Source organism: Candidatus Defluviibacterium haderslevense (assembly GCA_016712225.1).
Classification (GTDB): domain Bacteria; phylum Bacteroidota; class Bacteroidia; order Chitinophagales; family Saprospiraceae; genus Vicinibacter; species Vicinibacter haderslevensis.
In genome coordinates, this window is record JADJRL010000003.1 from 2,343,458 (window position 1) to 2,366,218 (window position 22,761).

24 protein-coding genes and 1 pseudogene are annotated in these 22,761 nt (G+C 33.6%); 2 read left to right on the forward strand and 23 right to left on the reverse strand.

What is annotated here, in order from left to right; genetic code table 11:
* Window positions 1-232: 232 nt before the first annotated feature.
* The gene (locus tag IPK88_09180; GenBank protein ID MBK8243587.1) at window positions 233-1,348 is read right to left on the reverse strand and encodes a regulator; all 1,116 of its coding nucleotides are present in this window, start codon (window positions 1,346-1,348) and stop codon (window positions 233-235) included.
* Window positions 1,349-1,674: 326 nt separating this feature from the next.
* Between IPK88_09180 and IPK88_09185 the strand changes: the two genes are divergently transcribed.
* Entirely contained in the window at window positions 1,675-2,604 is a 930-nt protein-coding gene (locus tag IPK88_09185; protein MBK8243588.1) for a helix-turn-helix transcriptional regulator, read from the forward strand.
* A gap of 85 nt (window positions 2,605-2,689) precedes the next feature.
* Complete coding sequence (locus IPK88_09190; GenBank protein ID MBK8243589.1) at window positions 2,690-3,646, forward strand: aldo/keto reductase; 957 nt, start codon at window positions 2,690-2,692, stop codon at window positions 3,644-3,646.
* An 18-nt stretch (window positions 3,647-3,664) separates the two neighbouring features.
* On the opposite strand, the gene IPK88_09195 is transcribed toward IPK88_09190, so the two are convergent.
* The 22 genes and pseudogenes from IPK88_09195 to IPK88_09300 form a co-directional block, all read right to left on the reverse strand.
* Entirely contained in the window at window positions 3,665-4,255 is a 591-nt protein-coding gene (locus tag IPK88_09195; protein ID MBK8243590.1) for a DUF998 domain-containing protein, read from the reverse strand.
* Between the two features lie 152 nt (window positions 4,256-4,407).
* The gene (locus IPK88_09200; GenBank protein MBK8243591.1) at window positions 4,408-4,785 is read right to left on the reverse strand and encodes a VOC family protein; all 378 of its coding nucleotides are present in this window, start codon (window positions 4,783-4,785) and stop codon (window positions 4,408-4,410) included.
* Window positions 4,786-4,792: 7 nt separating this feature from the next.
* Entirely contained in the window at window positions 4,793-5,239 is a 447-nt protein-coding gene (locus tag IPK88_09205) for an SRPBCC domain-containing protein (GenBank protein MBK8243592.1), read from the reverse strand.
* 196 nt (window positions 5,240-5,435) lie between these two features.
* A complete protein-coding gene (locus IPK88_09210) occupies window positions 5,436-6,173 on the reverse strand; it encodes an SDR family oxidoreductase (GenBank protein ID MBK8243593.1) in 738 nt (245 codons plus the stop codon).
* A 65-nt stretch (window positions 6,174-6,238) separates the two neighbouring features.
* Complete coding sequence (locus tag IPK88_09215) at window positions 6,239-7,120, reverse strand: helix-turn-helix domain-containing protein (GenBank protein ID MBK8243594.1); 882 nt, start codon at window positions 7,118-7,120, stop codon at window positions 6,239-6,241.
* A gap of 201 nt (window positions 7,121-7,321) precedes the next feature.
* A pseudogene (locus tag IPK88_09220) lies at window positions 7,322-7,743 on the reverse strand (HTH domain-containing protein).
* Window positions 7,744-7,747: 4 nt separating this feature from the next.
* Entirely contained in the window at window positions 7,748-8,242 is a 495-nt protein-coding gene (locus IPK88_09225; protein MBK8243595.1) for a DUF1905 domain-containing protein, read from the reverse strand.
* A gap of 174 nt (window positions 8,243-8,416) precedes the next feature.
* Window positions 8,417-9,346, reverse strand: coding sequence for an alpha/beta hydrolase (locus tag IPK88_09230; protein ID MBK8243596.1), 930 nt, complete (start codon window positions 9,344-9,346; stop codon window positions 8,417-8,419).
* A 314-nt stretch (window positions 9,347-9,660) separates the two neighbouring features.
* The gene (locus tag IPK88_09235; GenBank protein ID MBK8243597.1) at window positions 9,661-10,710 is read right to left on the reverse strand and encodes a hypothetical protein; all 1,050 of its coding nucleotides are present in this window, start codon (window positions 10,708-10,710) and stop codon (window positions 9,661-9,663) included.
* A gap of 189 nt (window positions 10,711-10,899) precedes the next feature.
* Window positions 10,900-11,274 (reverse strand): cupin domain-containing protein, encoded by a 375-nt coding sequence (locus tag IPK88_09240; GenBank protein ID MBK8243598.1) that lies wholly within the window; start codon window positions 11,272-11,274, stop codon window positions 10,900-10,902.
* A gap of 248 nt (window positions 11,275-11,522) precedes the next feature.
* Complete coding sequence (locus IPK88_09245) at window positions 11,523-11,936, reverse strand: VOC family protein (protein ID MBK8243599.1); 414 nt, start codon at window positions 11,934-11,936, stop codon at window positions 11,523-11,525.
* A 233-nt stretch (window positions 11,937-12,169) separates the two neighbouring features.
* The gene (locus IPK88_09250; GenBank protein MBK8243600.1) at window positions 12,170-12,616 is read right to left on the reverse strand and encodes a hypothetical protein; all 447 of its coding nucleotides are present in this window, start codon (window positions 12,614-12,616) and stop codon (window positions 12,170-12,172) included.
* A gap of 321 nt (window positions 12,617-12,937) precedes the next feature.
* Window positions 12,938-14,062, reverse strand: a complete 1,125-nt coding sequence (locus IPK88_09255) for a hypothetical protein (GenBank protein ID MBK8243601.1) — start codon at window positions 14,060-14,062, stop codon at window positions 12,938-12,940.
* A gap of 464 nt (window positions 14,063-14,526) precedes the next feature.
* A complete protein-coding gene (locus IPK88_09260) occupies window positions 14,527-15,609 on the reverse strand; it encodes a nuclear transport factor 2 family protein (GenBank protein MBK8243602.1) in 1,083 nt (360 codons plus the stop codon).
* Window positions 15,610-15,790: 181 nt separating this feature from the next.
* Entirely contained in the window at window positions 15,791-16,882 is a 1,092-nt protein-coding gene (locus IPK88_09265) for a hypothetical protein (protein ID MBK8243603.1), read from the reverse strand.
* Window positions 16,883-17,038: 156 nt separating this feature from the next.
* A complete protein-coding gene (locus IPK88_09270) occupies window positions 17,039-17,887 on the reverse strand; it encodes a hypothetical protein (GenBank protein ID MBK8243604.1) in 849 nt (282 codons plus the stop codon).
* Between the two features lie 274 nt (window positions 17,888-18,161).
* Window positions 18,162-18,488 (reverse strand): hypothetical protein, encoded by a 327-nt coding sequence (locus IPK88_09275; GenBank protein ID MBK8243605.1) that lies wholly within the window; start codon window positions 18,486-18,488, stop codon window positions 18,162-18,164.
* A gap of 265 nt (window positions 18,489-18,753) precedes the next feature.
* Window positions 18,754-19,242, reverse strand: coding sequence for a DinB family protein (locus IPK88_09280; GenBank protein ID MBK8243606.1), 489 nt, complete (start codon window positions 19,240-19,242; stop codon window positions 18,754-18,756).
* 228 nt (window positions 19,243-19,470) lie between these two features.
* On the reverse strand, window positions 19,471-21,249 hold the full coding sequence (arsA, locus tag IPK88_09285; protein MBK8243607.1) for an arsenical pump-driving ATPase: 1,779 nt from the start codon (window positions 21,247-21,249) through the stop codon (window positions 19,471-19,473).
* Between the two features lie 173 nt (window positions 21,250-21,422).
* Window positions 21,423-22,049 carry a class I SAM-dependent methyltransferase gene (locus IPK88_09290; GenBank protein ID MBK8243608.1) on the reverse strand — a complete coding sequence of 209 codons (627 nt, stop codon included), beginning with the start codon at window positions 22,047-22,049 and terminating at the stop codon, window positions 21,423-21,425.
* 189 nt (window positions 22,050-22,238) lie between these two features.
* Window positions 22,239-22,448: a type II toxin-antitoxin system HicA family toxin gene (locus IPK88_09295; GenBank protein ID MBK8243609.1), complete on the reverse strand. Its 210-nt coding sequence runs from the start codon at window positions 22,446-22,448 to the stop codon at window positions 22,239-22,241.
* Between the two features lie 6 nt (window positions 22,449-22,454).
* Window positions 22,455-22,679, reverse strand: a complete 225-nt coding sequence (locus IPK88_09300) for a type II toxin-antitoxin system HicB family antitoxin (protein MBK8243610.1) — start codon at window positions 22,677-22,679, stop codon at window positions 22,455-22,457.
* Between the last annotated feature and the right edge of the window lie 82 nt (window positions 22,680-22,761).

Below are 22,761 nucleotides of genomic sequence, written 5' to 3' on the forward strand. Positions count from 1 at the left end.
GGTTTTTTATTATGGTCTATGTGATCTGTTTTTTGGTATAAATGCGCTAACAGTTTCTGGCTTGGCTATGGTGGCGATTTTCACCACAAATGTTGATGTGGAGAACCAATGTTTGATTAACTACAAATGTTTCAACGGAGAACTGGGCTGCCACTTTTGCCAAACCTGTTTTATACGTACGTGCTATTCTTTGCAAGGTTGTCTATTTTAATTTTCATTTGTCCATTCATAACTACCAAGGTCCTTTCTGTTTAACTTGGTAAAATTGTTTGCCATCAAATCGAAAGAGTCCACTTCCTGCACCCCACCACATATTTCCTGATTTATCTTGATACATGCTTTGAACACAACAATTTAAACCATTAGCAGGTGTAAAAACGGTGAATGCTTTCGGATTTGGTAAGGGAACGGAAGGGTCAAATCTCGTTGTACAACCTCGGGCTGTAATCCAAATAATACCTGACTGTTCTATAATTATTCCCCAAAACTCTGTTCCTCCTAAGCCGTCCTTGGGAGTATATTCTGTAAAAGTTTTGCCGTCAAATTTGCAAATACCGTTTTTCATGGTAAACCATATATTTCCAAGTTTGTCTTGCGCCATTCCACCTGCATAGTTTTCACTCAAATTTTCTTTATCATTAAAGTTTACAATAGTTTTTTCCTGCCCGACTTCGTCTTTCAGACGGGCATTATAGCGAAAGACACCTTTATCAGTCGAAGCAAACCAAATGTTTCCATTTTTGTCTTCCATAATACCCGCAACATTTATAGGAGGAAGTATTGGAAATAGCGAGAAACATTGACCGCCTTTGCTATCTAATGATGGGTTGTAAAGGTAAACGCCACTGTGAGTGCCTACCCAAATTGTACCCAATTTATCAACAAGAATACCTTTTCGGCTTATATCAATATGATTTAATCCATCTTTTTGATTATAATTTCTAAATGTTTTTCCATCATATTTATACACTCCCTGGTCGGTTCCAAACCACAGATTACCTTTTTTATCTTCATTAATTGCATAAACAGAAGTGCAATTAAAACCTTCAGGATTAGAATAGTAGGTCAATGTTTTTACATCATACTTCACCACGCCTTCTCCTAATGTACCAAACCATAAATTCCCTTTCGAATCCTGAAAAATACTTCGGATATATTGACTGACTAAGGTAGTGTCAAAATCGGGAGGCACAGCAACCGCTTTAAAGTTTCTTATTACTGTTGGACTTTGTATGGAAGTATTTGGGTATTTAAGTGTGTTTGTTTTTTCTTGTCCGTTGCAGGAAGTAAAATATATTAATACCAAAAGCAGCGAATAAATTGGATTGTATAAGTAGTATTTTGTCATTCGCCTTTGGCTTAGTTGTATCAAAAAAAATGTTCAACATAGGTATAAAATTTCAAGTATGCAGGTCGCCCAATCATGACGAATAACATATACAGGCTTAGCGAAGGTAGCGATTTTCACTACAAGTATTGATGCGGAAAACCAATGTTTGATTAACCACAAATGTTTCAGTGGAGCTCTGAACCCCATTTTTGCCAAACTTATGTTATGCTTTTGTACTTCTTCTTCGGTCTTCCTATGTTTGTCTACCTTATGTAATTGTCTAATTTTATATGCACAAACATAGTAAAAAAATCTACCTTTGATACTATTTGAATTTTACAAAAATGAAAAACGTAAGTATTAGAGATTTTTACAAGGATATTTTTGATAGAAGTGATTCCCAACTTGATTACATTTTAGATTTTAAAGGCAATGCTGAATTAGGTCATTTTAATGTATTCGAAACGGAAAAGTTTTATTTCAGTGGTAATAAGAAATCTGAAATGACATATAACCGAAGGTTGTATTATAAAATCAGTTTGATTAAAGGTAAAAACCTTGTCGAGTATGCTGACAAAACAGTTTTGATAGAACAACAAGGAATTTTATTTGCAACACCCAAAATTCCATATAGATACACGCCACAGAGTAAAGATCAGTCGGGTTTTTTTTGTGTATTTACAAAAGAGTTTATATCAAAATCGAAAACAGGTTTGCTTATTGATGAATTACCAATTTATCAGCCTAATAGTGATTTTGTATATCAATTAAATGATGAACAATATCTTGTAATGGAATTGATATTTAAGAAAATGAATGTTGAAATGTCTTCGGACTATGCGTTCAAGTATGATTTATTACGTAATTATGTATTGGAACTGATACACACAGGACAAAAGTTGAAACCTATAAAAAGTACTCATATGGCTACTAATGCAGCAAGCAGAATATCTTCGTTGTTCATAGAGTTATTGGAAAGGCAGTTCCCGATTGAAAACAATTCACAAGCGGTACAACTCAAAACGCCTATAGATTTTGCAAAAGTGTTGGGTATACATATCAATCACCTTAATAAAGTATTAAAAGAAACTACAGGTAAAACCACGATGGAAATTATCAATGGCAGAATAGCAGAAGAAGCCAAAATATTGCTTAAACAAACGCAATGGAATGTGTCTGAAATTGCATTTTCATTGGGGTTTGATGAAGTAGCACATTTCTCTAATTTTTTCAAAAAACAAACATCCCTTTCTCCTTTGAAATATAGAAATTGATTGAAATTTACAAATAGTGGATTGCAATTTACAAGTATCTTGATTACAAAATAACTCATCTTTGTGGCTTAAATATTTTAACAAAATGAAGAATTCAACAATATTAGGAAACAGCACAGTAAGTGTGAACCGAATAGGTCTTGGTTGTATGGGTATGTCAGAGTTTTATGGTTCATTTGATGAAAGTGAATCCATTAAAACTTTGCATAAAGCAATTGATTTAGGGGTTAATTTTTTTGACACTGCCGATATGTATGCAAGTGGAGCAAATGAAAAATTAATTGGCAACGCTTTTAAAGGTCGTTGGTCTGATGTCATTTTGGCTACCAAATTTGGTGTAATGAGAGGTTCAAATGGTGAATGGCTTGGACTGAATGGACAACCCGAATATATCAAAAAAGCTTGTGAACAAAGTCTTTTAAATTTAGGGACAGAGTCAATAGATTTATATTATATGCACCGTCAAGCTCCTGATGTTGATATTGAAGTGATAGTTGGGGCAATGGCTGATTTAGTCAAACAAGGAAAAGTAAAATACATAGGTTTATCTGAAGTAAATGCCGAAACGATACGAAGAGCACACAAAGTGCATCCAATTACAGCAATTCAATCTGAATATTCATTATGGAGTCGAGAACCAGAACAAGAAATCTTTGAGGTTTGCAAAGAACTTGGAATTACTTTCGTTTCATATAGTCCATTAGGACGAGGTTTTTTAACAGGAACAATTAAAAATCGTTCTGATTTTGAGGCTGGTGATTTTAGATTAAGCAACCCAAGATTTACAGAAAAAGCAATCAATGAAAATATCAAATTTGTAGAAGTAATTGACCAATTAGCTAAAGCCAAAGGAGTAACAATAGCACAGATTGCCTTGTCTTGGATATTGAGTCATAATGATGAAATTACAGCCATTCCCGGTACAAGAAAAATTCATCGTCTCGAGGAAAATTTAGGCGCTTATAATGTTGTGCTAACTCAAGCCGATATGGAACTTATTGAGACATCCATACCTGAAATAACCATTGGAAGTCGATACTAATAATAAACCTTTTTTGTTTTAAGGTTTATAAAATTTGATGAGCCAAATAAAACTTATCAAATATAAAAGTCTTTGAGCAATGCCTTGGTAATTTTTCAAAAGTCCGAATGATGCAGAAAGACCAACAACCAAAATGAAAAACACAAAGTGAATCCATTTTTCACTTTTGGCAGTTGAGTAAAATAGTTGTAATACAATACCAAACGTAAAAGCAGCACCTGCAATTTGAGCTGATGCAGAGTGAATTGAAGCCTGTATGGCAGAATAGTTGTCTTGGGGGAAGAAAGGTTTCGTGCAAAAAATACCTGTCAAACCAACAAACAAGCCAAAGATTAAAATGGGTGTTGTCCGCCATATTAAATTGTTGGCTAAAATTCCTGCCGATAATGTCAGTCCAAACGCTAAAAATCCAAATTGCATAATTAGTTTTTTGTCATAGCCTTGTGAACCCAAGTCGCTAATCGTATTTTTTGTCCAGTCGTAATTGTTAGTTGAAAAAATATGAGCTACCACAATTGCCAGTACGAAAATTGCGGTCGAGATGATGTTGTAATTGCTTTTTATGTAGTCTATTTTTTGTTGCCAGTCTTTATTTTGATGGTCGGTCATTGGGTGATGCAAAATGTTTAAATATTGGCGATGATGGAGTATTTGAAATGTTCTAGTCTAACATTTACACAAATGTCCGATTGTATTACAAATGGTGAGTTTACAACGGTCCTCACCACTATTACCATTTAGATGTTAACGGTTGGTCATTTCTATTTTGCATCTTCATCAACTGAAAAAATACCAAATGTATTATTATCTAAGTCTATAAAATACCCTTGCCAACAACGTGTCGGAATTGCAAATTTTGGGATTGCAATTTTACCACCATTGTCTAATATCTTTTTTGCTGTTTCTTCAAAATCTTCCACTTCTATAGAGCAAGTAAATGCATTTGTGCCAAATTCAGTTGGTGGCGTTTTTGCAGGTCTGGCAAAAAGACCTCCATTAATACTATTTGTTTCAATTCTGTAATATTCAATGGGCACATTATACTCTCTTATAAATGTCCAATTAAAAATATTTTTGTAGAATTCAATTTCTCTTTTCGGACTTGAAGATTGAATTTCAAAATAACCGATTGTATTCATTTTGAAACTATTTTTTAAGGTCAGGTTTACCTTGTCCTATTGTAATTAATGGTAATAAACTATTTTTCAAGTAATGGGTCCAACCTTTTGAACAACCATCATAACATTGAAGGCCTGGAACTAAACCCGAATGAGTTATGTCCAACTTGGTTTTATCTCCTTGTTTTGAAATTTCAAAAATCATTTTTGTTCCGTTCCATTCGTTTTGTTTTTCAACAAAGCTTAGTTTACTTTCTAATGTAAGCCAAACAATCTTTTCATTGGGAATTACTTCTGTCAATTTGTGTTTTGAATAATGAAAATCACCATGGCGATAAATAAATTCGTCATTCAGTTTTTCGGAATCACCTTCCAACTCTTCTGACCACCAACCACGAACATTATTAATTGCATTAAAAACTTCAATTGGTGTTTGGTCTAATAAAAATGTAATGTTAAAATTTTGATTTTGCATGGTGTATTTTATTCGTCTGTTAATTGTTTAGGTTTTCCTTTTATAATGACCGCTCATTCCTGGCTTGACATAGCGGCGGATTTTTACCACAAATGTTCCTATGAAACACACACTGCAAATATAGAAAAAATGTTTTGACGAAGCACATTACTCGCCATTTTGGCAAACCCGCGTTCGTGGTAATTGTTTTTCTCTATTACCAAGCAATCTCTCCCGTTTCTGGATTATTTTCTTCACTAAAAAATTTCCCTGTCGGGCCATCTTTATCAATCAAAGCATACTTTATAATTCGTTTTCCGGCATCTTCAACGGTTCCAGGTCCTCGATGTCCGTTAAAATCTGTCTTGGTATATCCAGGACAAACCGAATTCACTTTAAAGTTGCTGTCTCTCAGTTCGTAAGCTAATACAACTGTGTACATATTCATGGCTGCTTTTGAAGAAAGATAAGCAGCAGCTTTGTAATCGTAATATTTGTAGGAAGGGTCACTATGCAAAGTTACAGAACCTTGACTTGAACTTACATTTACAATACGCGGTTCAGTTGATAATTTCAATAAATCAATAAATGCCTGCGTAACTCTTACGACACCATACACATTTGAATCGTAAGTGGCTTTGAATTGGTCAATTGTTGTATTAAGGGCTTGTTGTGGATAGCCACCAAAGATGCCTGCATTGTTAATTAGTATGTCCAATACTTGCGTTTTCTTGCCAATTTCTGCTCGGGCATTTTTTACAGATTCGTCGTTTGTAATGTCAAGCTGAATGACTTCTACATTGTTTAATCCCTCTGCTTTTAATTTGTTAAGGGCTTCTATACCACGCTCCAAATTTCGACAGCCAAGATAGACATATATCCCTTTTTGAGCAAGTTGTCGCGCAACTTCAAAACCGATGCTTTTGTTAGCTCCTGTTACTAATGCTGATTTCATTATTATATTTTTTGATGAACCGCAAAATTCGGTAGCGCAAAATCAAGTGAGATGGACGATTCACTTTAATTTCTTGACAAATCTTGAATGCTTTCTACAAATTGTGTAACACTTTTTCCAGTATTCTTTTTGAAAATCTTTGAAAAATAATCGGGGTCGTTAAAACCCAAGTCATAAGCTAATTCCTTTACCGATGTTTCGGAATAGAATAGTTTTCGCTGTGCCTCTAATATCAAGCGGTTTGTGATAAATTCTTTTGGCGAAACTCCAGAAAACTCTTTTACAATGTTGTACAGATTATTTGTCGTAATTGAAAGGTTGCCGGCAATTGTGTTAATAGAAGGTTGTTCTGTCAAATGAGTTTCAACTGCAATTTTAAACTCAATGTATTTTGAAAGTTTATTTGGTTCTGATTTTTCTTTTGCAACACTTTTAAAGTATGCATTGTTTATTTCTGTCAAAAGCGAATTAAGATGAGCCAAAATAATTTCAGCATCTTTTTTGTCATTGTCTGAATGCAAAATTTTGTTCAGTATTTCAAAAAGTATTTTTACTCTTTGTTTTGAATCAATGTCAAATGAAATGATTTGTGAATTTAATGGATTGATTAAAAAGGAAAATGGTTTTGGAAGTAAAGATAAGCAGTTTTGGTCAAAGCTCATTTTGAAACATTCAATGTCGTCTTTATTCTGAGCAGGTACAGAATGAATTTGATTAGGTAAAACAAAAAACAATTGCCGATTTGTAATGGTCAAATCATTTAAGTCAACCTTATGAGTTAATGAACCTCTTTCAACAAACACAAAAAAATAATTTGCTTTTCTGTGAGGTTGGGTAAGCATTCTCATTACATCAGCAGACAAATTATTATTTGAATTAGAGTTTGCCCTAATCGCAAGTTTTTCGTGCTGTTTTATTTTGTCGAGTAATCCTTTTGTTTCTTGCATTTTTATCTATTCAATGTTTGCAGTGTGTCGTTTTACAATGAACACTAATGTTTCCAAGCTTTAAGATGATATGAATTTTTAAGTCCAAAATTTTCGAATAGCATCGAAAGCCAAAAATACAAAACAAACTTTAAAATATGCCTTAAATCCCAATTTCTTAGAATTGTTGTTAACAACTTTACATTTAATAGAGTCGTTTATCTAGCTGAAAATTGTGTCAAATGATGATTTGTATGAAAGTATTGTAAAGCTCCCCAATTGTTCATCTCTTCCGTTGTTTTTTTTTTCGGAATTTCTTAAAACTGATTTTACTTTAAATAGTGCAGTTTCAAAATTCTTTATATTCTGAGTATCCACAAATTTTTCCTCTATTTTCTCTGCCATTATAAAAGCGATTGCTTCCTCTTGCGTAAACATTATTGGTGGCAGGCGATAGTCTTCCATAATGGAATAACCGACACCCACTTCTCCAATAATTGGAACACCAACATTTATAAGCGTTTCAATGTCTCTATAGATAGTTCGTAAACTCACTTCAAATCTATCAGAAAGTTCTTTTGCCTTACTAATTTTTTTGATTGTAAGTGAATGAGTATTGCTGTAATTCTATCAAACTTGTTCATTTTATTATGGTTTATCTCTACCTACAAATCTTTCATTACCTAATAAAAAATTGATTGCTCTTTTAATATTTTTTTCCAAACTTTCTTCTGTTTTAAGGCGTGCCAAATATCTTACTATTTCTAATTTTTTTGATGCTGATAAACGGTCATAAACAGTTTTGGCTAGTTCATTTTCTGTCAAAGCCGTTATGAATTTCTTTGGTGGTAAAATATCCCTACTTTCTGCGTCAAAAGAAATTGTAATTTCAATGGTTTCACCTATATGTTTAGGTGAATGTTTTAGCATACTTGTATTTATATAAAGTCGCCATTCTCTACTATATCTAACTAAAGACTGCTTATAGGGCTTGTTATTAATTGTACCCTTTATTGGAATATGTCCAATGTCTTTGTTAGCTTGTATAAAAATTTGTTGAAGTATGTCTTTAGGCACAAAAACAAACGGGTTGACTCCGATGATTTCTATTTTTGCATTAAATTTATACTTTTTAAATTCCATACGCTTTAGTATTATGGATGGTGTTTTTGAATGATAGATAACGTTTTGAAGCTTGGTTAAGGGTGAGATTTTTAGTACAAATGTTTATATGAAGGACAAATGTCTGTTTAACCACAAACGTTTCTAAGAAGCACTTCAGCCCGCCTTTTGCCAAACCCTTATTAGCACCAGTTTTTATTTTGACCACGTTTTTATTTGTTCAATAAATTGTGTCTGTTGATCTATGAAAACATTATGAGAACAGTTGTCATAGTACTTTAAGTTATTAGAACCTAATAGTGATTGTAAGTCAGCTACTTGTTGTATTGAGTAAAGGCCATCATCTTTGCCATAAAGTCCAAACAGTCGAATTTTCTTTTTTTGTAATGCTTGCAAATTTTTTGTCAAGTCAATAGTTGTGTAATTTTCATTTTTCCAAAAACCTTGTGGTGCTGCAAAAGACATTTGAGTTGCATATTTTGTCAATAAGGTATCAGATCTGAATTTTGAATAAATATTTTTAGCTTCTTCCGATGGATTTTTGGGAGTATAGAAACCGTTTAACATAGCGTGTCCAAAACAATAGGAACTATATTCAATACTGGCTATGTCCATATGTTCAAGCATTGAAATGTAATTTAAGTTAAGGCTGTCTTTTTTTGTTTGATAAATACTTTTACATTTTGAGATAATGTTCTTGAAAGTCGATTGCAAAGAAACAGGTGCACCTACAAGAATAATTGATTGAACTTTTTTAGGATAAGTTTCAGCAAAAAGTGTGGCAACAACCCCGCCAAAACTGTGTCCAATTAAAGTTGCTTTTGTCAGACTATATTTTAGATATATGTTGTTTAAGTCTTCAAAAGTTTCTTTGAAAGTAAATTTTGAATTTGGATCAATGCTTCGTCCTTCTCCGCGTCTGTCGTAAACAATTACAAAAAAGCCATGGTCAGCAAGTTGTTGTGCTGTTGTACCTTCAAAGTTTACACAATTGTAGCCAGGTCCACCATGAAGAAAGATAATTGGCTTATCTTTACTTTTACCAAAAGTTTTGGTATAAATATTTTGGCTGTTTGCAAACATTGTTGTTAAAAGAATAATTGTCGATGTGATGATTGTTTTCATTCTGTTGTCTATTAGTTTTTATGTGGTTGTTTGTAATCTATAATTTGTGCTAACGTCAGAGTGTGAAAATACCTAAATCCAATGAGGTTAGAATGCAATAATAGAAAATTTCTCAGATAGGTATGCAAATAAATTAAACCTATTAGGCGGTTTTTGCACAACCTGACATTTTGCAGATTTGCGCTGGGATGTTTATTCAAATCAAATGTTGATGCGAATAACTGAACGTTCTTATACTACAAAGCTGTTTTCGGAGCACGAAACCCCTTCTATTGCAAATGTGCTTTTAGCGGTAACTCTTCTTCCGTTTGTCATTATTTGAACTTTTTAAATGTTGTCCCATTAAATTTATAGGCTCCGTTTTCGTGTGTTCCAAGCCATAGTTCTCCGCTGTTGTCTTTGTAAATACTAAAAATCGTAATGTCTTTAGCGTTTTGCTGAACAGGATAATGTGTGACTTTTGTTCCGTCATATTTCCAAACGCCATTGCGAAATGTTGCAATCCACAAGTTATTATTGTTGTCCTTTACAATGGATAAATATTCGTTTATACTACCGTCCTTCTTCCCGTCTAAACTGCCTATGCTTTCTTGTCGTTTGTAAAATTTTGTGCTATTTACTGTAACACTGTCGTAAACAGTATACCGAAATGCGGTATTGAACCATAAGTCTCCATTTTTATCTTCAGTAATTGCACGAACTCCATTTGCCCCGCCATCACCAAATTCAGTCACATCATTTTCTGTAATCCATTCAAATGATTTTCCGTTATATCGACATACACCTGATGGATTAGTGCCAAACCAAATGTTTCCTTTACTGTCCTGATAGATGCTGTAGATTTCGAATGGATTGGAAAGTTTCGGGGGCTTTGGAATAGGTAACTCATATAAAGTAATACCGTCATATTGAAATACTTTTTCAGTTTGATATGAATGCTTAAACCACAAATCATTGGATTGGAATTTCCAATCATTACTCGGGATTGGGGATAACATAGTAAATGTATATCCGTCAAACTTAGTTATTGTCGAATTCGGATAGCAACCATTGAAATAAATGTTGCCAGAATTATCTTCTTTAATTTCATCTACTCTATTGTTTGGTAAGCCATGTTTTGTGGTATAATTAATCAATGTCTTTCCATCATATCTATACACCCCAGTCTCCCAGCTTTCAAACCAATAAATATTATTTTTGTCCTGATAAACAACCATTATACTGCTGCCAAGTTCATTTAAGGTGTCGCCCTTTACAAGCTTTTCATTAGACTGTTTTGTGTTATTTTTATGAGTAGAGGTCTGCCCATTGCACGATGTCAATAAAGTTAACATGCTAAAAAATAAATGTAAGTTCAATTTCATTGTCATCTGATTAGTGTTTGAAATGTTGGCATAAAGTTACCACTAACGTTTTGGCACTTGGCGAATAATTGGATATAGTAGTATTAAGTAAATTTTTTAGATAATCAATATTCGTAGCAATATCTTTATTTAACCAATGAAACCGCTTTTTTGCCAAACGCTTGTTAGTGGTTCGTAGTTTTTGTTATTCTAAATCCAACCTAATTCTTTTACTGTCATTTCACTTTCTATAGCCCCTGTATGCAAAGTTGCCTTTGGTTCAAAGAGAAGATTAAATACAATTTCTCCATTTGTGTGTGGTCTATGTTCTACACCTTTTGGAACAATTAAAATTTCGCCTTCCTTAACTTCAACAGTTCTCCCATCTCGAAAGTCCATCAATAATGTTCCTTTGAATACCATAAAAAGTTCGTCCTCGTTCTCATGACTGTGCCAAACGAAGTCGTTCTTAAGTTTGCATAGTTTTACATATTGTTCATTAAGTTCACCAATTATATGTGGTGTCCATTCGTTTTCAAATAGAGAAAACTTCTCCATAATGTTAATAGAATTGATTTCTTTCATATTCTTTGAATTTTAATATTATTCTTAATTAGGTGTCGATTTTAACAATGACCAATAACGATTCTGGGCTTGGTAATGTGGGTGGTATTTAACACTAAAGTTCAAAAGATTTACTACGTTTGAACTTTGCAGAAATGTTTTGTTGAAGCACTTCAGCCGCCATATTACCAAACCCATGTTAATGGTTTTTTTTTATGGTTAATAGAATTAGGACTGACATTGTTTTGTGATTTTAGGTATTCTATCTGTCAATTGATTATTCCTTTGTTATTTTCATTGGGTTCAATTAAGTCCCACAAATTCCCATATAAATCTTCAAATACAGCGACTGTTCCATATTCAAAGGTTTCAGGAGGTCTTACAAACTTTATTTGTCTGTCTATCATTTTATTGTAATCTCTCCAAAAATCATCTGTAAAGAGAAAAAAAGCAACTCGTCCGCCAGTTTGATTACCAATACTTTTTGTCTGTCTATCGTTGGCAGCTTTAGCAAGTAATAAGCAACATTCTTTTGCTCCTTTGGGTGATATCATTACCCACCTCTTTTCTTCACTTAGCTTGGTGTCTTCGATTACTTGAAAGTCGAGTTTTTGGGTGTAGAATTCAATAGCATCATCGTAATTGTCTACTATTAATGCAATATGTGCTATTCTTTGATACATATATTCAGTTTTACTTTTATGGATTTGTTTTGGCTGCTCATTTTTGGAAAAAATTATTGTCCAAACCTTCTGTACTTTATCAGATTTGTGTTAGTATACCATGACCGTAACGTTTTGTGGTTTTGCATGCTGTGTGTAGTATAAAGTACTATAGCTTAAATTTAGCACAAAAGTAAATAGAAAGTAATAATGTTCACCCCTGTACTTAAAGCCCTACTGATCCAAAACTATAGTTACCGGAGGTATTTTTTTCTACTATTTGTCACTTTCCAAAATTTCTCGATACAATTGATAAAATTTTGTCTTAATACTATTTCTGGTAATTCCTCCAGATAACCTTCCGGATTGTAACATTTTACTATGCGGTAACCATCTTTGTTAATGAATTCAAATCTATGTGATACACCATGTGTCATTGAAATAAAAGTTGACATAGAATCATTTATCTTTCTTTCCATTATATTCAAAGAGTCAGTATCAAAACTCCAAATTCTTTCAGCATCGAAAGTAAGCAAAAGTTCGTTTGCCTTTCTTTTGTTTATACTTTTCTTATATATTTTAGTTTTAATTGGCTGCGATTTAATTATATAACCTGATGTATCTTCAGAATAAAATCTATCATAAAAAATTAATGACCATTTATTCTTTTTGTTCGCAATGATGATATTTCTAGTTCTCAATCTTCACCAAAAACTATTTGCAGAATAACTCATTAAAAAGTCATATTTTTTCGAGAACTCCTTAAATACAATACTTTCTAAGGTATCTGAATTGGTAGCATTATTTGTGAATAAACGAATTTGACCGATCATAAGGAGTGGAAAACAAAAAACGATTATTGATAGTAATAAGGTTTTCATAAATGTCTCTGTTAACGTTTGTATTTATACCTTTGCTGCCTTGTCGAGCCATGTGTTTGGGCAGCATGGACGCAAATACATTGTTCGATGCAGTATTTTTTTCAATGATTTATGAACTTTAAATTAATAATACGCAATCTATTAATTGGCTTCTAACCAATTTTTAACAACAAGGCGAGATTTTTGAAGAATTTCATCAAACCCTTGTGCATATTTTTTATCACTGCGTTTTGCAGGCGGTATATCTAAAACTTTTTGAAGGTTTACCATGTTTGGTCTAAAATCTGCAGCATCGCCTTTAAATTGCGCCTCCAGTATATGACACAATGCGCCAATATTGGTAGAACCTAAGAAAAAATTATCTGGGTTTTTAATAGATTCATTAGAGACAGTGGTTACATAAGTAATGCTGTTTTTGATAGGTATAATGAATTCTTTAGGATGTTCTAATGTATTAGCCTCTAAAAATCCATACGCATTGAAAATATCACCTATATCTTTACTTTCCAAAATCCGTATCAAGTTGGTTTCCCAATGTTCATATGATTTTATTTTAGCGACTGCTGCCTTACGAATTTCGTCATTTTCACCTTTATCCCTATCCCTATCCATAACTGCGTAGGATAGTAGTCGTGTTATTGTTGTGTCGTTATGTGCATTAATAAAATCCATCGAGGTTTTAAAATACCAGGACCGATCACCTCCATACTTGCGAATTTCCTCCTGCCTGGCTTCACGCACAGCTATCTTGTGCTCTATTTGTCTTCGTGCCCAACCAAACAATATTCCTAATACCATTAAAGCTGCTAATCCAAAGGCAATCGCCATAGGAGTTTTATAGAAATAAGGTGAAACACGTGCTTTTAACTCTGTATTTAAAAGAAAAAAACAGGATGCAAACACCAATAAGGGCATCCATATCTGTCCGATACGCTTAATCAACAAACGGAAAAAGTCCGGTAAATCATGATACCATCCTGATTCGAAGAATGAAGAATCAAAAATCGCAACCACCATACATAACCAACCGATACCTACCAAAATATTACGTGTCCTGCCTTGGGGAGATACCCAATCAAAACCGCCTTTCCACCAGATAGAAAGAGTTAAAATCAAGCTACAGATTGTGAAGCCAATGACTACGACTTGGAGCATCATACCAAGGGCTATCCCATCCTCCCCCCTGTGAGGCTTTGAAAAATAACCATTGATAAGGCTTATCCCGAAAAAAAACAGAAGCGTTAATACGTAAGAAATATATGCCATTATTTTACTAAAAAAATGAAAAATGTTTTACCAAGAGTCTTTATGGAAGTATAATTCTTGTCTAAGTTAGACATTGTTGCGTTTTAAAGGAAAACTTTTTATATCCGTAAAAACGTGTAAATATAAAAAAGAATTAAGTGAAATATTAAGGAGTGAAATTTTATATTTTAAAGCGTGGTAACTTTGAAAGTTAATATTTTATTTTTTCATTTCTTTAGCTCATGGTCCATCGCCCTATTCTTTAATTAATGAACGGGGCATTTTTTCATTGCATTGAAAGTCACGTGACATCATGAAGTGAGGACTTCATGAGTAATTTTGTTTCTGCTAATATATGATTTACCAGTGGAAAATCGGTTTCCTGCCTAAACATTAACCGCCAATTCATGAAACCACTGTAAATGGTTTGTGCTTTTTATTAAGATAATTTAATTAATAATCTTCCTTTTATACTTGAATTATTTCTATTTATTTTCGGTAGATGTTATACTTGTCATAACCCAATTATTTAGATTTTTTTTGAAAGTAGCCGTCCATGCATATATTGTTGATTCAACTTGGTTTTCATTGGTCTTTAATTTTACTCTTTTTTGTACAAATATTTGGGCTAATGTTGCATCATCTGAAATTTTGATGATAGGTGGTTGTATATCATCCCATTCAATGAATGTTACTGAATCAAAGTAACCTTGAAATCGCTTGAAAAGTTCTTCCTTCTTTGGTGTATTTATTTTACCGTTACGCACTTCGGTAAAATTATCTGCCATAATGGATGTCAATAATTTGGCATCACGGTTGAAATGTGCGTTTCTTTGCAGCTCGTGTAATTCTAATAATTTTTTTATAGCAATAATTTTCTTTGGGATGTTAAAATTCGCTTGGTTAATCTGATTTATTTTTATGGTGTGAAAGTTCAAAATAAAATCCCCTTGTTTGTCACTAAATGTTACTTTTGAGGGAAGTAATAATTTATCCACTTTTTTCCAATCGTTTATTGATAATCGAATCGTATCTTGATTTTCTTCAAATGGATTAAAAATAGTTAACCCAAGTAATAGATTAGTATTTTTTTCAAAATACAAATATGCAGTTTTGTCCAATTCATCAATAACAGAAATCTTTACAGCTTGTTTTCCTTCGAAATCCTCATTCCTAATAAATTTTGCATCACGAAATCTTTCAGTTAAATGAGTAGCAATCCATTGAAGTTCATGCGAAGGCCATATAAAAGCTGAATTCTTGTTAGATATTTCTATTTCAATACCTTTTGTCCAATAATTATCACCGTTTACAATACCAATATAGTCAGGTTTGTTTTCTTTTATTTGTCTAAAAATTGTTTTATTATCTTTTGCGGATTGGATTTCGGTTTCATATTTTCCGTTTGGTCCAATACAATTAGCAAATGAGTAGATACTTTGTACTCGGTTAATTGAATTTATTCCTCCAATAGCTTGAAAATATTTATTAAGTACTAATGAAGCGTTTTCTTGTGCTGAAAGTATTAACGAAAAGAAAAATAGGATTATTAAATTATTTAATTTCATTTTTTTAATTTTATTTGATTCTTGATTCTGCGTTAGCCTGACCGCTAACGTTTTGGGGCTTTGAGAAGAAGCGGAATTAGAAGCACAAATATTCAGTTTAGCACAAAAGTTGATGCAAGATAGAATGTTCAATTAACAATGTCACCCGCCATTGAGCCAAACGCCTGTTAACGGCTGCTTATTATCTTTTTATTAAATACTTTTCAAAAGTATCTCCATTTTGTTTGTAAACTCCGTCATTGTCAGTTCCAAGCCAAATTGTTCCGTTATTATCTTGGTAGACAGATACTAGCAAAACATTTTCTGTGCCCTTTTTTACTTCAAGGTTGGTGAGTGTTTTACCGTCATATTTCCAAACACCACCACCGTAAGTAGTCATCCATAAATTACCATCTTCATCTGCTATTCCAGCGTTGAAATAAAGTATTTTATCTTTGGTGTTCTCTATGGGTAAATCAATTGCTTTTAGTTTTTCATAGCCATTTGGAAAGGCTGGGTTAATTTTGTATTTACTATAAAAATTACTTAACCAAAAATAACCGTTCTTATCTTGAATCATTGAACGAACACCAGGAACTCGTCCGTCTGGAAGAGTTGAAAGTTCCTTTTCTCCAAACCATAAAAATGAATTGCCATCGTATCGAAAGGCGCCAGCAGTAGCAGTTCCAAACCAAATATTACCACGTTTGTCTTTGTTAACTCCGAAAACTGCATAAGGGGTATTGTTGAGTCCTTTAAAAGGAACTCCTTCTGGTTCTATTCCAAATGCTTTTTTTAAGTCTTGTTGAGGTAATTTTAATTCAAAAAGAGAATCTCCATCATAACGATATAAGTCGTCTGCATTGTAACCAAACCACAAGTCAGAAGGATTCAGTTTCCATTGGTTATAAGATGATTTTATTGCCTTTAACGTAGTGAATTGCTTTCCGTCAAATTTGTTAATTCCTTCGTGTGTTTCAATGTATATATTTCCGTTAATATCTTCTTGAATACCACGGATTGAATTGCTAACTAAACCGTCTACTGTTGTAAAAAGTTTCAAATTGTTTCCGTCTAAATAATAGATACCTTTTCCGTTACTACCAAACCAATATTTTCCTTTTGAGTCTTGAAATATTTTCCAAATTTGATTATCAAGTTCAGAAGTTGTCTTGCCTATTTCAAGCGTTTTTGATTCAGTCTGTTTGTGTTCAGATTTAACTTGTCCATTGCAAGAAAGGAAGTTACTTGATGCAAAAATTAGTAAGACTATTTTTACTGAGTTAATTTTCATTTCTATTAATTTTTATTTCGGTCTTTAAGTTGGCTATAACGGAGCGGTACTTGCGACGTTCAGCCACTTGCACCAAAGCCAAAAGTAAGAAATATTTTCATAAGAAACCAATAGTGAAGAATTATGATATTTGGCGGTATGTTTGCAAGTACAATGTTAGTGGTAGTTTTTATTCATTTCGTAAATCCATTCAATTCCAGCTTTTAAAGTTTGGTTCTCTTCAACTTGAAAATCAGGAATTATCTTACTTCCAAATTTTGTCTTTTTCTTGTCTGCAAATATAGATTCAGCCAGATTTATTATTGAACCATCTGATAATTCGTGTGAAACACAACCTGTTGAAACACCAAAAGTTGATTGTCCAAATGATTTTGAATTTTCTCTCAACCTTAAGGCTACCGCCACCGCTTCTCCTGAACTTGCTGTTTGATGGTCCGTTAATACAGCTAAAAATTGATAACTAAGATTTTGTTTTGATAAAATTTTTGTTTCCATTACAAATTGATCTTCTATGTAAGCTTTGCCTTCGATTATTTTCCAGGCTTCACTATTTTCATTTGCATCTATAAAGTAGCCAAATGTCCCATTTCCAATTAATGGTTCAATTGAAAGAAGCATTGGCCACATATTTCCACCAAAATTACCACGCAGGTCCAATATCCAACCTTTCAACTTATTTTGCGACTCTTTCTCTATTTTGGCTCTTATTTCCATAATGTAATCATTGTACACACTTTCATTCCCAATACAAAAAGGTATCCTAATGTATCCAATGTCATCTGGGGTGATTTCATCAGCTAATATAGGCAAAGGTTTGTTTTCAAAATTAGCTTCTGACTCTGTTATAGGTCTGAAGTAGCTATGATTGTCATTAAGCTTTTTAATTGCATAGCTAATTGTGGGATAAGTATCTTCAATTTTTTTTGCATTCGATACTTTTTTTAAAACGTCACTTTTAAACTCTTTCCAGTCAATTTCATTTTTATACACAGAATTTTCTTCCAATAAATCAAAGGTTTCTGTTAGATACTTCGATACTTCTTTTGGAACAGAATTTCTAGTATTACAGCTCGACAATATTATGCATAAACCAATGTGAAAAATAATTTTCATCTGTTACTGTTAAATTTCCGCTAACGGTTTTGGCATACGCGCATTCCCGCCACATTCCGAAAGCCAAAAATATAACAATAAATTTTATTAAACTAAAAAATCAAAAGAGAATGATTAATGACTTATGGTGGGAATGAGTGTATGCCATGTTATGCGCTGGCGATTTTTAATTTGGTATTTCTGATAAGATCTGTTCAAGTTTAAGTGTAATTTCTTTTTGAGATTTGGATGTCTCGATTTTAATTGGATTTTCCCAATCAAAATCTTTAATTACATAAATTTTAAACGCTCCAAGATTTCCTCGAGACTCTCCATACCAACCTAAATCAATTACTAAATTTAAATTTTTGAATTCTAGTTGTAATAGATCTTCTTGTAAATAAGCTAGACTTTTTTCTTCTGAATATTCGATTTCTGGGTCATATGTCGAAAACACATTTTTATTAACGATACAATTATTTGGAAGTATGATTTGCTGAAATGATATTTCCATTTTTAGAAGTTTAATTTTTATCTAGTTTGTAACTAGCGCATAAAGTTTTGCAGATTTTCTATGGGCGGGCTTTTCAGCACAAATATTCATTCGAAGATACAAATTTTCTGTAACTCCAAAACTGTCTTCGGATAATGAAACCCCACCTATAGCAAATGTGCTGTTTTACCCAAAAAAGCTGATTGTTCGGAACACAACTGTTGGAAGTTTCGATACTGTTTGTTCAAGGCAATTTACATTCATTGTTTTGACGGTTGTTATATATTCAGAGGTTTTCTTTTGTTTGTCCAACCCAATTTGGTGCGTTTTTAATTCCTTGCCTTAAAAGCAAATTTAGTTGTGCTGCATGATGCTGAACATGTCGCATGTTGTATAGTGTAATTTCAAAAATTGAATAATTTTTAAACTCATTTATCCAACGGCTGTTTGCAACTTCGTCTGTCATACTTGCAATTAATTGATGGCATTTTTGTCTGTTGTGTTGAAGGTAGGAAAGTAATTCTGATTTGCTGTATACTCTGTCAGGTAATGCACCTTCTGGGTCAAATTCCGAAAGTCTAAACGGTGATGGTGGAGTAAATGTGTTCGGCTCAGGTGTCAAGTAGTAGTCCAACCAGAAAAGGCAATGATAAGAGCTATACCAAAACATCCTGTCCTCCCAGAGTTCGTCCGTACATAAATTAATTGCATTTTCAAGCATGTCAATACTTGCTCCGAATTGTTTCCATAAAGATTCTTTTATTGTTGCGTTCATGTATATCAGTTTGTTGAATTTTTTAGCTCGTTTATTGCTCGGTCGTTTGATGTTTGCAGGCCTCCAATTGGTTGCACATAACGGTTTGCGTGTTGTCTCAGTTGGCGATTTCGGAGCACTTCATTGTCAACTTGCACAAAAGTTTGATAGGAGCACTCAGTTCCAATTACGCACGTCACCGCCAATCGAGGCAACACACTGTTATGCATTCGCCCTTCATTCTTCATTTCAAACGGTTATTGAATTAAGGTTTCGGTCTAAAAGTGCAGGAAGTAGTTTTTTTTCGGCAATGAATGGAATACCAAATGTCCTTGCGGAATAGTTTGATTTTATGGTTTCAATAACTTTTGTTTCCGCACTTGCCCGACTTCGAAGCAAAGGGTCTGAAATTCTGCCAAGCATAGAAAGACTTTGGTTTATTAACCAAGCATAGGGGTTTATGCCGGCTCTTTTTAAATCGTCTTGTAAGGCACCTGCTTCCCTCATTGGAGTTGTCTCTGGTAAGGACACCAAAATTATTTTTGATAGTGTTTGGTCTTGCAAAGACATATATGGGGTTCGAAGTCTACCTGCATTAATATTGTTTCTCATAATATCACGATGATAACTTCCAGCAGTATCTAACAACAAAAGTGTATGACCTGTGGGGGCTGTGTCCATTATCACAAATTTTCTTTTTGCCATACTAATGGCTTTGGAAAATGCATGGAAAACGGCTACTTCTTCTGTGCAAGGTGATTTTAAATCTTCAAGAATCAGCTTTTTAGCTTCTTCGGATTGTCCTTGACCTTTATGTTCTAATATTTTTTCTGTGTATCGCTGTGTTTCTACTTTAGGGTCAATGCGTTCCACCGTTAATGTAGCTGGGAGCTCGCCTAACTGTTCAATAAAATCTTGTATATGTGCAGCGGGGTCAGTAGTAGTTAGCAGAACTTCAAAGCCTTTTTTTGCCAGTAAAACAGCAATGGCAGAAGCGGCAATTGTCTTGCCCACGCCACCTTTGCCCATTGTCATAATAAGTCCATATTGTTGATTTGCGCAAAGTTCATCAACGAGTTGGTCTAATCCCTTTAATACCTGAACGGACGTTTCTGATTTCAGTAGATTATTATCTGAAATGGATTTTTGAAGTTCCGCGTTAAACAGTGAACGTAGTTTTACAATTCCCAACACATTGTAAGGTAAAAGAGGAAAAGTCTTTAATGGCAAGGTCTTTAAATTGTCAGGAATAGAATTGAGTTGCAAGTTGCCCATTGCTTCAATTTTTTGAGCAAGCAAGTCGTTTTTGTCTATTGCTTTGAAAACACCGTTGATGTATAATAGTTGATTGCTCATCCCAAGTTCATTCAATTCATTGCTGGTTCTCGAAGCTTCTTTCAGTGATGCTTTGTCTGACCTTGCAACGATATAAAAACTGGTTAATGATACATCTCTTAGTCTGTTTACTACGGTATGATATCTTTCTTTTCCACTTTTCAATGCAGAAGTTGGACCCAAACAAGACGCACCATCAGGATTTTCATCTGTGAAACTTGACCAAGCAGCAGGTAGTTCAAGCAGTCGCAAGGTATGCCCTGTTGGTGCTGTGTCGAAAATGATTACATCAAATTGAGTTCCTTCAGTTTCTCCTGACACAAAACGGGAAAACTCATCAAAAGAAGCAATCTCAGTAGTGCAAGCACCTGAAAGGTCTTCTCGTATTTTCTTTATTTCTTCCTTTGAAGATATTCCCTCTAAAGGTCGAGTTACTCTATTACGATATTCTTCTGCTGAATTTTCAGGATCAATATTGATTGCAAAAAGGCGGTCAATACCTTTTACTGGTTTTATCTGTTCATCAACTTGACTTTCTAATACGTCTTTTAAGTTTGAGGCTGGGTCGGTGCTTACAAGAAGAACTACTTTTCCTGCATCGGCCATTTCAACTGCTGTTGCACAGGCAAGAGATGTTTTTCCAACTCCGCCTTTTCCAGTAAAGAATAAATATTTTGTTTTTATATCAGTCATTTTTTTTAATGTCGTCTAATAGGGTGAGGAATAACGTTTTGGGGCTTTGCGAAGGCTGGGATTAGAAGTACGAATGTTCAAATTTAGCACAAATGTTCATTAGAATTCCAAATGTTCAATTTAGTACTGAAGCCCAGCTATTGCAAAACCCCTGTAAGTGGCTGGCGATATATCTATTTTTGGCATATTATATACCAAAATTTTTGTTTTGGCTTTCCTTCAATGTTTATTTCTGGTTCATTAATTTCTTCGTTTTCAATTAAGCCGAAGTTTTCAAAATCTACTTTAATGGAATCTAAATCGTAAAAAAATAAATTTAGTCCTTTCCAAGGTTCAAAAGTGTCTTTGGAAATTTCAGTCCCTTGTCCAAATCTAAAATCACTTTTTGAGATAGTTACAAAAACCATATTTCCATTTGGTTTAAGTTGTTTATAACAGTCTTCGATTAGTTTTATTCTATCCTGTTCGTTTAGCAAATGAATTAAAGAGTAACAGAAAATTCCGTCATATAATTCTTTGTCAAAAGGCATTTTAGAAACTGAACCTTCATAAATTTTAACGCTTTTGTCAAAGTGTTTCTTTGCTATATCTATTGCAGTTTCAGAGATTTCAATACCTGTTACTATAAGTCCATTGTCTATAAAATATTTGGCATTTCTACCATAACCAAATCCTGGTATTAAAATATCATTAATGTTTTTGTTTTTAAACAATTCCAAGGTTTTGCGAACTGAGTCTGCTGGTTCCCATCCCCACATTTCTTGTTTTTCTTTAAAACTGGTCTCCCAAAATTCTGTCATTATTATTTTGTTTTGTCAATGTGTGTCGGGTTCGGTACGCTTGCCCATAACAGATTTGGTATAGACGCGGCACCGCAATACCATTAGAAGCCAAAACTAAAAAATTAATTTGTTATTTCCGGACAAAATTAAAAGAGAATGATTGTAGATGATAGGTGGGGTAGAGTCTATGCCGTGTTAGGGGAGGTATCATTCAAAGTCCCGTTTAGTGAGTTCTGATTGTCTTATTATTGAATGCAATGTTCCAATTTTAATTTCCTTATGCATCGGCACTGGAACTGTTATAGTTGAATCCTCAGTAAGTTTTTGCATTATTACATGGCTTCCTTTTTGTCTCACTTTTATAAATCCATGCTTTGACAATATTACGCAGATGTCCTTACCTGATAATGTTCTCATTAAAAATTAGATGTTAACTGTAACTCTTGAAATTTGCAATTCGTTGTGCAATCTCTTAGATATTTCAGTTTCGGATGCGGTCTCATAAAACAATTCAAGTGCTTCAATAAGATTAGATTTAGCTTCATCAGGAGTATCACCTTGACTGGCAATGTCTAATTCAGGACAAAGAGATATATACATATTGTCCTCCTTTTCTATTACTGCTGTTAATTCTATTTTTCTATTCATAAAGCAAATTTAATGTATTTTTTTGATATCTCCCATAACGTCTTTGAGATTGATGCAGGCAGAGCATTTTCGATAGCTGCCA

Bases quoted from the DNA above. Each gene is read 5' to 3' on its own strand.
- IPK88_09180 (MBK8243587.1), bottom strand. From the start codon at position 1,348: ATGACAAAATACTACTTATACAATCCAATTTATTCGCTGCTTTTGGTA.
- IPK88_09185 (MBK8243588.1), top strand. From the start codon at position 1,675: ATGAAAAACGTAAGTATTAGAGATTTTTACAAGGATATTTTTGATAGA.
- IPK88_09190 (MBK8243589.1), top strand. From the start codon at position 2,690: ATGAAGAATTCAACAATATTAGGAAACAGCACAGTAAGTGTGAACCGA.
- IPK88_09195 (MBK8243590.1), bottom strand. From the start codon at position 4,255: ATGACCGACCATCAAAATAAAGACTGGCAACAAAAAATAGACTACATA.
- IPK88_09200 (MBK8243591.1), bottom strand. From the start codon at position 4,785: ATGAATACAATCGGTTATTTTGAAATTCAATCTTCAAGTCCGAAAAGA.
- IPK88_09205 (MBK8243592.1), bottom strand. From the start codon at position 5,239: ATGCAAAATCAAAATTTTAACATTACATTTTTATTAGACCAAACACCA.
- IPK88_09210 (MBK8243593.1), bottom strand. From the start codon at position 6,173: ATGAAATCAGCATTAGTAACAGGAGCTAACAAAAGCATCGGTTTTGAA.
- IPK88_09215 (MBK8243594.1), bottom strand. From the start codon at position 7,120: ATGCAAGAAACAAAAGGATTACTCGACAAAATAAAACAGCACGAAAAA.
- IPK88_09225 (MBK8243595.1), bottom strand. From the start codon at position 8,242: ATGGAATTTAAAAAGTATAAATTTAATGCAAAAATAGAAATCATCGGA.
- IPK88_09230 (MBK8243596.1), bottom strand. From the start codon at position 9,346: ATGAAAACAATCATCACATCGACAATTATTCTTTTAACAACAATGTTT.
- IPK88_09235 (MBK8243597.1), bottom strand. From the start codon at position 10,710: ATGAAATTGAACTTACATTTATTTTTTAGCATGTTAACTTTATTGACA.
- IPK88_09240 (MBK8243598.1), bottom strand. From the start codon at position 11,274: ATGAAAGAAATCAATTCTATTAACATTATGGAGAAGTTTTCTCTATTT.
- IPK88_09245 (MBK8243599.1), bottom strand. From the start codon at position 11,936: ATGTATCAAAGAATAGCACATATTGCATTAATAGTAGACAATTACGAT.
- IPK88_09255 (MBK8243601.1), bottom strand. From the start codon at position 14,062: ATGGCATATATTTCTTACGTATTAACGCTTCTGTTTTTTTTCGGGATA.
- IPK88_09260 (MBK8243602.1), bottom strand. From the start codon at position 15,609: ATGAAATTAAATAATTTAATAATCCTATTTTTCTTTTCGTTAATACTT.
- IPK88_09265 (MBK8243603.1), bottom strand. From the start codon at position 16,882: ATGAAAATTAACTCAGTAAAAATAGTCTTACTAATTTTTGCATCAAGT.
- IPK88_09275 (MBK8243605.1), bottom strand. From the start codon at position 18,488: ATGGAAATATCATTTCAGCAAATCATACTTCCAAATAATTGTATCGTT.
- IPK88_09280 (MBK8243606.1), bottom strand. From the start codon at position 19,242: ATGAACGCAACAATAAAAGAATCTTTATGGAAACAATTCGGAGCAAGT.
- arsA (MBK8243607.1), bottom strand. From the start codon at position 21,249: ATGACTGATATAAAAACAAAATATTTATTCTTTACTGGAAAAGGCGGA.
- IPK88_09290 (MBK8243608.1), bottom strand. From the start codon at position 22,049: ATGACAGAATTTTGGGAGACCAGTTTTAAAGAAAAACAAGAAATGTGG.
- IPK88_09295 (MBK8243609.1), bottom strand. From the start codon at position 22,448: ATGAGAACATTATCAGGTAAGGACATCTGCGTAATATTGTCAAAGCAT.
- IPK88_09300 (MBK8243610.1), bottom strand. From the start codon at position 22,679: ATGAATAGAAAAATAGAATTAACAGCAGTAATAGAAAAGGAGGACAAT.